This is a genomic window from Halorubrum sp. F4 (genome assembly GCF_027257195.1).
Lineage (GTDB): Archaea > Halobacteriota > Halobacteria > Halobacteriales > Haloferacaceae > Halorubrum.
The window spans coordinates 309,543-322,301 of record NZ_JAPDFS010000003.1; the positions used below are offsets into that span (position 1 = coordinate 309,543).

Consider the following 12,759-nt stretch of genomic DNA (forward strand, 5'->3'; position numbering starts at 1 on the left):
CTTTGACGGCCGAAACGCGCGCCGGGCAGTGTTTCCCGGCGCGAGGGTGTTTTCCCCGAACGTGATCGACCGCTTCCGCGGACCGATCTCTACTTTTCCGAGAGTCGCGAGAGGAACCCCGCGAGCGACTCGTTGAACGCCGCGGGGCGTTCGAGCATCGCGAGGTGGGCGACGTCGTCGATCTCGGCGTACTCGCCCTTCGGGATCCGATCGGCGAGGTACTCGTGGTACGCCGGGGGAGCGAGCTCGTCGTGTTCCCCGGCGACCGCGAGCGACGGGACTTCGATGTTGTCGAGGCGATCCCTGACATCGAAGGTGTGACAGGTCAGGAAGTCTCGTTCCGTCGTCTCCCGCCCGCACGCGCGCATCGCCGCCTGAGAGGGATCGACGAGTTCGGGACCCGGGTCGTGAAACAGCCGGCCGGGCTCGTGGAGCAGCGACACCGCCCGGTCGAAGTCGGTCGCGAGCGCGTCCAACAGCCCCGCTCCAACCGCCAGCTTCGCGCCCGTGCCCGCGAGAACGAGTCCGTCGAGTGCGAGGTCGCGTTCGAGCGCGACCCACAGCGCGACGGCCCCGCCGAGCGAGTTGCCACAGAGCACGTCGGCGTCGGCCGTCTCCGCCACGGCGACGACGTCGTCGGCGTAGGCGTCGAGGGTCGCCGTTCCCGCGGTCGTCCCAGCGTCGTCGCTCTCGCCGTGGCCGGCGAGGTCGAGCGCCACGACGGGGAAGCGGTCGCTCAGTCGAGCCTGTGCCTTCCAGATGGCCGCGTTCCCGCCGCTCCCGTGGACGAAACAGACGGTCGGTCCGTCGCCGCCGCGGTCGAAGCGGCGGTAGGCGGTGCCGCGGCCGTGGTGGGTGGCCCGGTCCATGGTGTCCTATCCCTAGTTCTCGTACGCGCGAGGGATTGAAGCTACGGACGATCGAACCGGAGAGAGCGAGGACGATCGAACCGGGAACGGCCGCGGTCACTGGGCCGGTTCAACGGGAGGCTCCCGCCGAAACGAGCCTCCCGTCGGCGACGGAACCGGTCCGAACCGCAATACTACCGTTCGGCGGCATATATTCTCACGTCATGCGATTTTATCCGATTAGTTTAAATACTTTCGTACCTAACTTGTGGTTAGGATGACTACCAGACAGACCCGATCGGTCGGCGACGGTTCGCTTCTTCGCCGGTACGAATACGACGACGGCTGGGTCGTCGCCGCCGACGTGGGCGTCGACGACGAGGCGATCAGCGTCGACACCGTCGGCGACACGGCGATCGTGGTGATCGAGGGTGACGGCGAGCCGGCCGAATCGGAGTTCGAACTGCCCGGGACCGCCGAGCACGTCTCGGTGACGAACGGCGTGTTGACGATCGAGGGCGACCGATGAAGCTCACCGTCAAACCGCTGAAACAGAAGGACGCCGGCCGCCGACTCGCGGCGATAGACCGCGTCGCGGCCGAGGAGCTCGGGCTCTCCGGCGGCGACTTCATCCGCGTCGAGGGCTCCGAGGGGGCCGCCATCGCCCGCGTCTGGCCGGGGTACCCCGAGGACGACGGCACCGGCGTGGTCCGCATCGACGGGAAGCTCCGCCAGGAGGCCAGCGTCGGCATCGACGACCGCGTGACGATCGAACAGGTCGACGTCGAGCCCGCGGACCGGATCACCATCGCGCTGCCCCAGCGGCTCGGGATCCGCGGCAACATCGACGCGCTGATCCGCCGCGAGCTCGGCGGCCAGCCCGTCACCGAGGGCCAGAACGTCCGGCTCCCGCTCGGCTTCGGCTTCATGGGCGGACAGTCGCAGGCGGTCCCGCTGAAGGTCGCGGGCACCTCGCCGTCGGGTACCGTCGTGGTGACCGACTCGACGGAGATCGAGATCTCGGAGAAGCCCGCGGAGGAGATCGTCGGCGGCGCGGGCGCGCCGGAGGGCGCGGCCGCCGACGGCGCACCGGACGTCACCTACGAGGACATCGGCGGGCTCGACGACGAGCTCGAGCAGGTCCGCGAGATGATCGAGCTGCCGATGCGCCACCCCGAGCTGTTCAAGCGGCTCGGCATCGACCCGCCGAAGGGCGTCCTGCTCCACGGCCCGCCGGGGACGGGGAAGACCCTGATCGCGAAGGCGGTCGCCAACGAGATCGACGCGAGCTTCCACACGATCTCCGGTCCGGAGATCATGTCGAAGTACTACGGCGAGAGCGAGGAGCAGCTCCGTGACGTGTTCGAGGAGGCCACCGAGGAGGCCCCCGCGATCGTGTTCATGGACGAGCTCGACTCCATCGCGCCCAAACGCGAGGAGGCCGGCGGCGACGTGGAGCGCCGCGTCGTGGCCCAGCTGCTCAGCCTGATGGACGGGCTGGAGGAGCGCGGCGAGGTCGTCGTGATCGGCGCGACGAACCGCGTCGACGCGATCGACCCCGCGCTCCGGCGGGGCGGCCGGTTCGACCGCGAGATCGAGGTCGGCGTTCCCGACCGCGACGGCCGCAAGGAGATCCTCCAGGTCCACACCCGGAACATGCCGTTGACCGAGGGGGTCGACCTCGACGAGTACGCCGAGAACACCCACGGCTTCGTCGGCGCGGACCTCGAGTCGCTGGCGAAGGAGTCGGCGATGCACGCGCTCCGTCGGATCCGCCCGCAACTCGACCTCGAGAGCGACGAGATCGACGCGGACGTGTTGAACTCGATCCAGGTCACCGAGGGCGACTTCAAGGAGGCGATAAAGGGGATCGAACCCTCCGCGCTCCGTGAGGTGTTCGTCGAGGTGCCGGACGTCACCTGGGACCACGTCGGCGGACTCGAGGACACCAAAGAGCGGCTCCGCGAGACGATCCAGTGGCCGCTCGAGTACCCCGAGGTGTTCGACCAGCTCGACATGGCGGCCGCGAAGGGCGTCCTGATGTACGGTCCGCCCGGAACGGGGAAGACCCTGCTCGCGAAGGCGGTCGCCAACGAGAGCGAGTCGAACTTCATCTCGATCAAGGGGCCCGAGCTGCTGAACAAGTTCGTGGGCGAGTCCGAGAAGGGCGTCCGCGAGGTGTTCAGCAAGGCCCGCGAGAACGCGCCCACGATCGTGTTCTTCGACGAGATCGACTCGATCGCGACCGAACGCGGCGGCAACACGAGCGACTCGGGCGTCGGCGAGCGCGTCGTCTCCCAGCTGTTGACCGAGCTCGACGGGCTCGAATCGCTGGAGGACGTCGTCGTCATCGCGACGACGAACCGGCCGGACCTCATCGACTCGGCGCTGCTCCGCCCCGGTCGGCTCGACCGGCACGTCCACGTCCCCGTCCCCGACGAGGAGGGTCGCCGGAAGATCCTCGAGGTCCACACCCGCGAGAAGCCGCTCGCGGACGACGTCGACCTCGACGCGATCGCGCGCAAGACCGAGGGGTACGTCGGTGCTGACCTCGAGGCGGTGGCCCGCGAGGCGTCGATGAACGCCTCCCGGGAGTTCATCGCCAGCGTCCCGCGCGAGGAGGTCGGCGAGTCCGTCGGCAACGTCCGGGTGACGATGCAGCACTTCGAGGACGCCTTAGAGGAGGTGAACCCGAGCGTCACTCCCGAGACCCGGGAGCGTTACGAGGAGATCGAAAAGCAGTTCCAGCGCTCTGAGGTCGACGACCCGGCGGAAGCCGAGTTCGGCGCGTTCCAGTAGGCCGTCGTCGCTTCCACCACGAACGCTTTTTCGGGTTTCAGATCACTCCCGCCGTCGACAGCAGGAAGAGCGCGGCGACGACGACGATCCCGATGGTGACGAGCCGCCACGCGAGCTTCAACACGAACTTCCCGAGCACGATCACGACCGCGACGGCCACCAGCGCGACGAGCAACTGTCCCATCGGGCTGGCGAGGATCCCGGCCTGAAGCGGTACCGACATCGCGTTCGCGGCGAGCGGAGCGGTCATGTCCGGGAGCACGGCGACCCTGGGTATAAGCTTGTGGGCCGACGTCCGGCGATCCGACCGCCGAAATTAACACGTTCGTGATACGTACCGTGGTGGGTGTCGACACGTCGTCACCCGTCGAGCGGCCACGAACACGATATCGGTCCGTTTTTTCGACGAACGACCCGTCTCTCAACCCCCCTCTTGTTCGAATGCGAGACCGTCCACGTACCTCGATATCGGCGAATTCACATCAGTTTCACTCCGGTCTAACTACCCTTATGTGCTCGGACCCCGTTCGTTTCCGACGTACCCGAATTCGGCGTCAGACGCGCGGCACGGACGTTACATAACGAATCGGACATATAGATGCCCATCGGGTCCGAACATCCGAACGTACAAGGGCCCGCCTCGCCAGTACACCAACACTACAGATGATCCATATTCCACACCAACCGAGCGGGGTGACCGTCGAATGAGCAGCGACGGTGTCTCCGCGGACGAGCTCGAACTGCCGATCAAACGCACCACCGGCGAGACGATGGAGGACCGTCTCACGGCCAACGCGTATCACAACATCCTCCCCGCCCGCTACCTCCGAAAGGACGCGGACGGGAACCCGGCCGAGGAGCAGGAGGAGCTGTTCGACCGCGTCGCGCGCAACGTCGCGCTCGCGGAGGCCGTCTTCGAGGCCGAAAAGCGGGACGTCGAGATCGCCGTCACGCCCGACCAGCTCAAGCCCGACCACCCGCGTCGCGACGAGCTCGCCGGGGAGGTCTTCGGGGCGGGCGTCACCGCCGACGACGAGGCGGAGACGACGCTCTCGGCGCACAACGTCAACAAGTTCGCGTACGAGACGGTCGTCCCCGAGCTTCCCGACGGAGTCCGGGAACACGTCGAAGAGACCGCGGAGACGTTCCGCCAGGGCATGGAATCGCTCTCCTTCATGCCGAACTCGCCGACCCTGATGAACGCCGGCGACGAGCTACAGCAGCTCTCGGCGTGTTTCGTCGACTCTCCGGGCGACGACATCACGGACATCCATCAGACCGCCAAGGAGGCGGCAGAAGTCTTCCAGAGCGGCGGCGGCATGGGATACGCGTTCTGGAAGCTCCGCCCCTACGGCGACGCGGTGGGCTCCACCGGCGGGATCGCCTCGGGACCGATCACGTTCATGCGGACCTTCGACCAGATGTGCGAGACGATCGCCCAGGGCGGTGCGCGCCGCGGCGCACAGATGGGCGTCATGCGCGTCTCCCACCCCGACGTCATCCAGTTCATCCACGCGAAGAACAAGGACGTCTCGCTGGCGCACACGCTGCGACTGAACGACCCGGACGACTTCACGCACAACTCCTTTTCGGACGCCTTGGAGGAGGCTCGCGGTCTCATCGACGAGGACGGAAAGGTACCGGAACACCTCCGGAACGCCGTGGAGGGCCACCTCTCGAACTTCAACATCAGCGTCGGCGTCACCGACGACTTCATGGAGGCGCTGTACGCGGGCGAGGAGTTCACCTTCACCAACCCCCGCACCGAGGAGCCCCACGTCGCCACCCCGGAGACGAAGGAGCTCTACGAGATGTTCGACCTCGGCGAGCACGTCGAGGTCGGCGAGGTCCTCTCGGTCCCGGCCGCCGATCTGTGGGACCACATCGTCGAGGGTGCCTACGAGAACGGCGAACCCGGCGTCATCTACCTCGAACGGGTGAACAAGGAACACTCCTTCGACGTGGAGGAGAACCCGGACCACCGGATCCTCGCGACGAACCCCTGCGGTGAACAGCCGCTCGAGGAGTACGAGGCGTGTAATCTCGGCCACATCAACCTCTCGACGCTGGCGTCGCTCGACGCGCCCGACTGGCGCGTCTGGAACGAGGAGCACGGCGACGAGTACGACTCCCACGAGGCGGCCGTCGACGCCTTCCTCGAGGAGGCGATCGACTTCGGGGAGTTCGACGACCGGATCGCCTACGGCACGCGGTTCCTGGAGAACGTCGTCACGATGTCGGACTTCCCGGTCGAGGAGATCGAGCGGAAGGTCCGCGAGATGCGGAAGATCGGTCTCGGAGTCATGGGCCTCGCCCAGCTGTACGTCCAGCTCGGCGTCCGGTACGGCTCGGAGGAGGGCAACGAGATCGCCCGCCAGCTGATGACGCACATCAACCACGAGTCGAAGCGCACCTCCCACGAGCTCGCCGAGGAACGCGGCGTCTTCGACGACTGGGCCGACTCGAAGTACGCGGACCCGACCGAGTACCGCGAGTGGTTCGAACACCACACGGGGCTCGACGCCGACGAGTGGGCGGACGGCTTCCCGATCCGCAACCACAACACGACGACGATCGCGCCCACGGGAACCACGTCGATGATCGGCAACACGACGGGCGGCTGTGAGCCCATCTACAACGTCGCGTTCTACAAGAACGTCTCCGACGACGTGCAGGGCGACGAGATGCTCGTCGAGTTCGACGACTACTTCCTGCGGACGCTGGAGGCGAACGACGTCGACGTCGACGCCGTCAAGCGCGAGGCGCAGGAACAGATGGCGGCGAACGAGTTCGACGGCGTCGAGGGACTGGAGACGGTTCCGGCGGCGATCGGCGAGCTGTTCGTCGTCACCGGCGACCTCTCGGGGATCGAACACGCCGCGGTCCAGTGTGCGTGTCAGGAGGGCGTCGACTCGGCCATCTCGAAGACGTGTAACTTCCCGAACGACGCCACCGCCGCCGACATGGAGGAGGTGTACCGCTACATCTACGACCACGGCGGAAAGGGCGTCACCGTCTACCGCGACGGCACCCGCTCGAAGCAGGTGCTCACCACCCGCGCGAAGAACACGGAGTTCGCCGACGAGTCGGAGGCCGCGGAGACGATCGTCGAGCAGATCCGCGAGGTGTTCGGCGGTCTGGAGGCGTTCCTCGACAACGAGGACGTCCAGGCGGCCGTCGACACGGAGATATCGGCGCTTCTCGAGTCCGCGGACCGACCGGAGGTCGACTACACGGAGACCCGGCCCCGCCCCGACTCGCTGTCGGGCGTGACCCAGCGCGTCGAGACGGGCTACGGCAAGCTGTACGTCACCATCAACGAGGACGAGGACGGCCGGCCGTTCGAGTTGTTCGCGAACATCGGCCACTCCGGCGGCTACACCAACTCCTTCACGGAGGCGCTCGCGAAGGTCATCTCGACCGCGCTCCGCTCCGGGGTCGATCCCGAGGAGATCGTCGACGAGCTCCAGGGCACCCGGAGCCCGAAGGTCGCCTGGGACAAGGGCGAGCAGATCCAGTCGATCCCGGACGCGATCGGTACCGCGCTCCGTCGCTATCTCGACGACGAGATCGACAAGGGGATCCCCCAACAGCAGAGCCTCGACGACGTCGAGGGCGACACGGCGGAGGCGGACGACGCGACCGCGGACGCGGTGGACTCGGACGCCGTCGCCGACCCGCAGAGCCAGACCGACGGCGGCGCGGTCGCCGGCGGGAGTTCGGCCGAATCACCGGGCGATGCCGGACCCTTGACCGGTCCGGGAGCCGACGACGGCGACGTCACACAGGACCTCATCGCGGCCGGCGAATCGCCCGAGTGTCCCGAGTGCGGCGGGATGAACCTCTACTTCTCGGAGGGCTGCAAGACGTGCGAGTCGTGCGGCTGGTCCGAGTGTTGAGGTCGGGCCCCTCCCACGACTGAGATCGTGGGCTTCCTCCGTGTGTTTCCACGACATACGAGAGGACGGCGGGAACGGACTCGGTACCGTTCAGTCGGAGGAGGTCATAGCGCGTTCTCCAGCGCCGAGGCCACGCCTCGGGCCTTCTCGGCGAGCGCTTCGGAAGTATCACCGGTCGCGACGGACGCGTCGAGGACGTCGTCGTCGACGCGCTCGACCGTTCCGTCGGCGTGTTTGACCACGTCGACGTGGAGGTCGACGTAGCGGGCGGCCTCCGGAAACACCTCGACGGGTGTACAGACGTTGACGTAGGTCCCCTTCACGGTCCCGTCGGAGCCGCGGTAGGTGGTGGGATACCACCATCGGCCCTCCTTGAGGCTCGTCACCGCGACGTCGCCGGCCTCCCTGCGAGTGCCGAGCTCGTCGTAGCGCCCGCCCGGCGTCATCTCCCGCTCGACGGTGAGGGACCCGTCGTCGTCGATCCCGGTCACGTCGCCCTCGCCGAGAGTGATCAGCCGGCCGTCGGGCTTGCCGTGTTCGAGCCGGAGCCGGCCACCCTCGGTCGGGCCGAAGGAGTCACACACGGCGGCGAAGGGGAAGTCGGCGTCGGGGTCCGGGTCACAGATCGCCTCGGCGAAGTCGACGCCCGCCGACGCCGACCCCGAGCCGGCCTTGATCCGGTGATGGCCGGGCATCGTCGCGGTCACCTCCCGGCGGACCGAATCGAGCGCGAAGCGCGACTCGCGACCGAACCAGACCCACACGCCGGCGTTCGGTCGGGCGAGCGGTTCGGATCGCATCGCGGACGATCCCGTGAGGAGGCCGATCCCGTCGACCGCGGAACCGCCAACGTCGGCGGCTCCGACCGCCTCGACGAGCCGATCGGCGTCGGAAACGGCGCGTTCCAGTCCCGCCTCGAGTTCGTCCATGTCGGCGTCGAGCGCGGCGGGGCCCCAGACCGCGCGCCACCCGTCCGGGGGCTCGATCCCGAGGAGGTCGGTCATCCCCGCCAGCTCGCGGGCCGCCTCGTCGTTCCGAACGTCGACGCGGGTCCCCGAGCCGGGCTCCAGCGTGACGAGTCCCGCCCCGACCCGCAGCTCCGTGTCCAGCTCCGGTCGACGCGACGCCCAGGGCGCGGACGACGACGTCACCTGCGTTCGCACCCGATCGCCGGTCTCGATCCGGGCGTCGACGCGGTCGTATGGGAGGTATCCCTCGACGGATTCGCCCGATTCGAGCCCGTCGTCCGGGGAGTCGGCGTCGGTCCCGCTTCCGTCGGCGGCCCCGACGGCGAGGTCGACGACCGCGCCGCCCCCGAGCGTCTCCGTCACCTCGCCGTCGAGGACGGTCCCGACCGGCGTCGGGTCGGTCCACGCGAGGGCGTCGATCCCGACGTCGGCGAGCAGGTCCCGGAGCGTCGCGACGGCGTTCGGATCGCCGGCGACGCCGACGCCCTGTCGGTTCTCGGTCGTGGAGACGGTCGCGTCCGGCGGAGCGGCGGGGAACGTCGCGTCGAATCGGCTACGGATCGGCCGCGAGGCGTCGACGACGGCGTGGTCGGCCTCGAGCAGGAGTCTCGTCAGCGCGGTGGCGTAGATCCCGCGAACCCGCGCGTTCACGCCGCCCCACCCCGGTTCGCTCGCGTCTCGATCGCGTTCCAGCGTCGTCCATCGGCGTCCATGTCGAGGGATTTCGGCCCCGACCGCTTGAATCACCGGTGTCGACTCGGGTGAATCGGGAGCCGACCGGACGGACCGTTCCGAACGTGGCCGCCGGCAACGTTCTCCCGACGGCGACCCATTAAGTCGGATCGGGACGAACTCGGCGGCATGGACTCACGGTCGGACCCCGTCCAGCGGGCCGACGACGAGGGTCGGGACCTCTACGACGTCGCCACGTGGGAGGAGCGGACCTCCCTCGACGGGCTCTCGGTCGCGCTGTACTGGCTCCTCACTCGCTCGGCGAAGGCACTCGTCGTCCTCCTCGCCGGGATCATTCTCCTCACCATCTTCGGGTCGTTCGGCGCGGGACTCCTCTTCGACCCGACGATGGCCGCGCTCCTGGCGCTGTCCGCGGTCCCCGCGTTCGGGCTCGCCGCGTACGTGTACGTCTCGGACGTCACGACCGGCGAGCCGCTCTCGCTTCTGGTCGCGACGTTCCTGTTGTCGGTGTTGACCGCGACGTTCGCGGCGGTCCTCAACGGCGTCGCCCGTCCGCTCTTCGAACCGCTCGGCTTCCTCGGGCTCGTGCTCTTCTTCTTCGTCGTCGTCGGCCCGATAGAGGAGACGGTGAAGCTGCTCGCGGTGCGGCTGTACGCCTACACCGACGCCCGGTTCGACGCCGTGATAGACGGCGCGGTGTACGGCGCGATCGCCGGGCTCGGCTTCGCCGTCATCGAGAACCTGCTGTACATCGCACGGAACGTCGACATGACGGAGCTCTCGCTCGGGCTCGCGGCGCTCGGTGCGGGCGACGGCATCGCCGCGCTCCGCGCGCTCGCGGGCCCCGGCCACGTCGTCTACTCCGCGTTCGCGGGATACTACCTCGGGCTCGCGAAGTTCAACCCCGAGAACCGCGGCCCGATCGTGATCAAGGGGCTCGTGATCGCGGCGACGATCCACGCGCTGTACAACACGCTCGTGGGACCGGCCACCGTCGTCGTCTCCTCGGTCTCCGGGCTCCCGCAGGTGCCGGCGCTCTTCGTCTTCGTCGTCGTCTTCCAGGGCTTCTTCGGGTATCTCCTGGTGCGGAAGCTCCGACGCTATCGGGAGGTGTACCTCGCGACGCAGGCCACGGAGACGGGCGGCGCGACGGGCGACGGGCGCGGTCCGGAGGCGACACCGGAGCGGGACGAGTTCGAGGAGTAGTCGGTCGAAGACGGTCCGCTAGGGGGGCGACTCGACGCGGGAGCGGTCGCCGGTCCCGCCGGTGAGCGCGCTCGCGAGCGCCCCCTTGACGACGACGTCGTCGCCGAGGTCGGTCAGGCGGATCTCCGGGACGTTGATGAACACCATGTCCGCGAGCTTCTCGCGCACCGGATCGAGGACGCGCTCGGGGTTGTTGAGCGCGACCGCGCCGCCGACGCTGACGACGAGGGGCGCGTACGCGTGGATCACGTTCGCGACGCCCATCGCGTTCCAGTGGGCGAGCTGGTCTATCACGTGGTCCGCGAAGACGTCCTCTCCGGCCGCCTCGAAGACGTCGACCGCGGAGAAGTCCGGGTCCTCGATCGGGAGCGCGGTCTCGATCGGGTCCTCCTCGTGGAGCTCGCGGGCGTACTTCGGGATGTTGTTGCCTGAGCAGTATCCCTCCCAGTGGCCGTCGAGCCCGCAACCGCAGGTCATGAACCCGTGGGGGTCGACGGTCATGTGGCCGACCTCGCCGGCGTTGCCGTCCCACCCTGAGAGGACGTTGCCGTCGACGGCGACGCCGGCGCCGATCCCCGAGGAGACGGTGAGGTACACCATGTCGTCGGGATTGCGCTCGGAGTGGAACCGCTCGCCGATCACGCCCGCGTTGGTGTCGTTGTGGAGGTGAACCTCCTCGGTGTCGAGCAGCCGAGAGACCGGACCGACGAGCGGGATCCGCTCGACGGTGTCCGGGAGGTTCGCCGGGTTCAACACGACGCCGGCCGCGAGGTCGAGCGGGCCGATGGAGCCGATCCCGGCGGCGAGGACCTCGTCCGGGTCGACGTCCGCCTCCGCACACGCGTTTCGGACGACGCTCAACACCGCCTCGGTGACGGCGATGCCGGTCGGGCCACGGGGGGTCCCGCGCGCGTCGGAGCCGAGCACGGTCGCCGTCTCGTCGCCGACGACCGCGCGGACGTTCGTCGCGCCGAGGTCGACGCCCACGTAGTAAGCCATCGGCGGAAAGAGGTTCCCGTTACCACTTAATCGGGACGGTTCCGTCGGGTGTCGCGACGGCCGGGGCGCACCGCGGGCTCGTCACCGGCTCGTTGCCGCCTCTCGTCGACGTATCCGCACGAGAAGAGCGCTATCGGGACGGGTCTCAGGGTGCGACGCGGCGTTTCGACTCGGTCGGCTCCTCGCGCACGAACGTCACGGGACACGGCGCGGAGAGGATCACTTCCTGAGCGACGCTGCCGAAGACCGCCTTGCCGGTCGGCGAGCGGTGTCGACCGCCGACGACGACGCGATCCGCGTCGATGTCCTCGGCCAGCTCGACGATCTCGTCCGCGTGGTCGCCGACCGCGCCGCGGACGGCGTGGTCCACGCCCGCCTCCGTGAGCGCCTTGGAGATGGTTCGCGTGGTCGTGTGGCGTTTCGCGACCGCGTCCGGAGTCGAGCCCGCGCTTTCCGAGTCGACGCCGAGGTTCGACCGGACCTCGTCGAACTCGTCGTCGTCGAACACGTGTGCGAGCACGACCGTGGCCCCGGTGGGCTTCGCGACGCTCGTCGCCTCCGCGGCGAGTCGTTCGGTTCGCTTCTCGTCCTCGCTACCGACCGCTAACAGGATCGTTTCGATGCTCATACCTCCCGTTGGCGGCCCGTAGCATTAAGAGTACTGATTTTTAACTCAATATCGAATTAATATTCATTACAGGATGAAACGGGCGGGAGACGGGGAGAGCGGGAGTGGCGACTCGGCGAGACGGGCGAACGACACGCGTTCGCGATGATCGGAACGAACGCACCGCTCGACGATCGACGATCGACGGCGAGAAGGGAGGAGATCCAGGAGCTAGCGGGAGCTCAGTAGTCCGGCGCGTCGTCCTCGACTTCGCGTTTCAGCGAGTCGCGCCGTGACTTGGCGTCGCGACCGGTGGCCTCGAGCAGGAACTCGTTCTTCGCGTCGACCGCGTCGGCGGCGGCGTCGGCGTTCCCCTCGGCGATGACGTCCTCGGCCGGACGTTCCTCGAAGTGGACCGCGAGCTTGTCCTTCTTGCCGCCGTACTCGGCCGCGCCCGCGACGATCCGTTCGAAGACGGGGTTGTCGGGCTCTTCCACCACGTACAGCTCGTGACCGTCGTACTCCTCGGTGCCGGTGACCCGTCCGAAATACTCCTCGATGGAGCCTTTGAGGTCCGGCATGCGCTCGTCGAGATGCTCACCGCGGCGCATCTTGTACTGCTTCATGCTGCGACCGTTCGACAGGGGCGCGTAAACCAGTTTCGTCACGGAGAACTGGCGTCACGTGGCGGGTTCAGGGCTCGAAACGGCGAGGAAGGAGACGGCGAAAACGGTGGAGAA

10 protein-coding genes are annotated in these 12,759 nt (G+C 68.1%); 4 read left to right on the plus strand and 6 right to left on the minus strand.

Annotated elements, in window-relative coordinates:
- Positions 1–89 precede the first annotated feature (89 nt).
- Positions 90–869, minus strand: a complete 780-nt coding sequence (locus OKW78_RS10005) for an alpha/beta fold hydrolase (RefSeq protein ID WP_281195021.1) — start codon at positions 867–869, stop codon at positions 90–92.
- 256 nt (positions 870–1,125) lie between these two features.
- Here OKW78_RS10005 and OKW78_RS10010 point away from each other — a divergent pair, with 256 nt between their 5' ends.
- Together OKW78_RS10010 and OKW78_RS10015 are read left to right on the plus strand one after the other, a co-directional pair.
- Positions 1,126–1,377 carry an Hsp20/alpha crystallin family protein gene (locus OKW78_RS10010; protein ID WP_281195022.1) on the plus strand — a complete coding sequence of 84 codons (252 nt, stop codon included), beginning with the start codon at positions 1,126–1,128 and terminating at the stop codon, positions 1,375–1,377.
- Positions 1,374–3,647, plus strand: a complete 2,274-nt coding sequence (locus OKW78_RS10015; RefSeq protein ID WP_281195023.1) for a CDC48 family AAA ATPase — start codon at positions 1,374–1,376, stop codon at positions 3,645–3,647. Before OKW78_RS10010 ends, OKW78_RS10015 begins: the two co-directional genes overlap by 4 nt.
- Before the next feature lie 37 nt (positions 3,648–3,684).
- Here the strand turns inward: OKW78_RS10015 and OKW78_RS10020 are convergent, their stop codons facing one another.
- On the minus strand, positions 3,685–3,924 hold the full coding sequence (locus OKW78_RS10020) for a hypothetical protein (RefSeq protein WP_281195210.1): 240 nt from the start codon (positions 3,922–3,924) through the stop codon (positions 3,685–3,687).
- Between the two features lie 427 nt (positions 3,925–4,351).
- Between OKW78_RS10020 and OKW78_RS10025 the strand changes: the two genes are divergently transcribed.
- Positions 4,352–7,546, plus strand: a complete 3,195-nt coding sequence (locus OKW78_RS10025; protein ID WP_281195024.1) for an adenosylcobalamin-dependent ribonucleoside-diphosphate reductase — start codon at positions 4,352–4,354, stop codon at positions 7,544–7,546.
- A 104-nt stretch (positions 7,547–7,650) separates the two neighbouring features.
- Here OKW78_RS10025 and OKW78_RS10030 read toward each other — a convergent pair whose 3' ends face one another.
- A complete protein-coding gene (locus OKW78_RS10030) occupies positions 7,651–9,165 on the minus strand; it encodes a DUF402 domain-containing protein (RefSeq protein ID WP_281195025.1) in 1,515 nt (504 codons plus the stop codon).
- 210 nt (positions 9,166–9,375) lie between these two features.
- Here OKW78_RS10030 and OKW78_RS10035 point away from each other — a divergent pair, with 210 nt between their 5' ends.
- Entirely contained in the window at positions 9,376–10,413 is a 1,038-nt protein-coding gene (locus tag OKW78_RS10035) for a PrsW family intramembrane metalloprotease (protein WP_281195026.1), read from the plus strand.
- An 18-nt stretch (positions 10,414–10,431) separates the two neighbouring features.
- Here the strand turns inward: OKW78_RS10035 and OKW78_RS10040 are convergent, their stop codons facing one another.
- The 3 genes from OKW78_RS10040 to OKW78_RS10050 all read right to left on the minus strand — a co-directional run bounded on the left by OKW78_RS10040 (position 10,432) and on the right by OKW78_RS10050 (position 12,645).
- The gene (locus OKW78_RS10040; protein ID WP_281195027.1) at positions 10,432–11,412 is read right to left on the minus strand and encodes an ROK family protein; all 981 of its coding nucleotides are present in this window, start codon (positions 11,410–11,412) and stop codon (positions 10,432–10,434) included.
- A gap of 145 nt (positions 11,413–11,557) precedes the next feature.
- Positions 11,558–12,040: a universal stress protein gene (locus tag OKW78_RS10045; RefSeq protein WP_281195028.1), complete on the minus strand. Its 483-nt coding sequence runs from the start codon at positions 12,038–12,040 to the stop codon at positions 11,558–11,560.
- 221 nt (positions 12,041–12,261) lie between these two features.
- Positions 12,262–12,645, minus strand: a complete 384-nt coding sequence (locus OKW78_RS10050) for a DUF5611 family protein (RefSeq protein ID WP_281195029.1) — start codon at positions 12,643–12,645, stop codon at positions 12,262–12,264.
- Positions 12,646–12,759 lie beyond the last annotated feature (114 nt).

Coding starts and splice junctions, on each gene's coding strand:
- OKW78_RS10005 (WP_281195021.1), bottom strand. CDS start 869: ATGGACCGGGCCACCCACCACGGCCGCGGCACCGCCTACCGCCGCTTC.
- OKW78_RS10025 (WP_281195024.1), top strand. CDS start 4,352: ATGAGCAGCGACGGTGTCTCCGCGGACGAGCTCGAACTGCCGATCAAA.
- OKW78_RS10050 (WP_281195029.1), bottom strand. CDS start 12,645: ATGAAGCAGTACAAGATGCGCCGCGGTGAGCATCTCGACGAGCGCATG.
- OKW78_RS10010 (WP_281195022.1), top strand. CDS start 1,126: ATGACTACCAGACAGACCCGATCGGTCGGCGACGGTTCGCTTCTTCGC.
- OKW78_RS10015 (WP_281195023.1), top strand. CDS start 1,374: ATGAAGCTCACCGTCAAACCGCTGAAACAGAAGGACGCCGGCCGCCGA.
- OKW78_RS10040 (WP_281195027.1), bottom strand. CDS start 11,412: ATGGCTTACTACGTGGGCGTCGACCTCGGCGCGACGAACGTCCGCGCG.
- OKW78_RS10035 (WP_281195026.1), top strand. CDS start 9,376: ATGGACTCACGGTCGGACCCCGTCCAGCGGGCCGACGACGAGGGTCGG.
- OKW78_RS10045 (WP_281195028.1), bottom strand. CDS start 12,040: ATGAGCATCGAAACGATCCTGTTAGCGGTCGGTAGCGAGGACGAGAAG.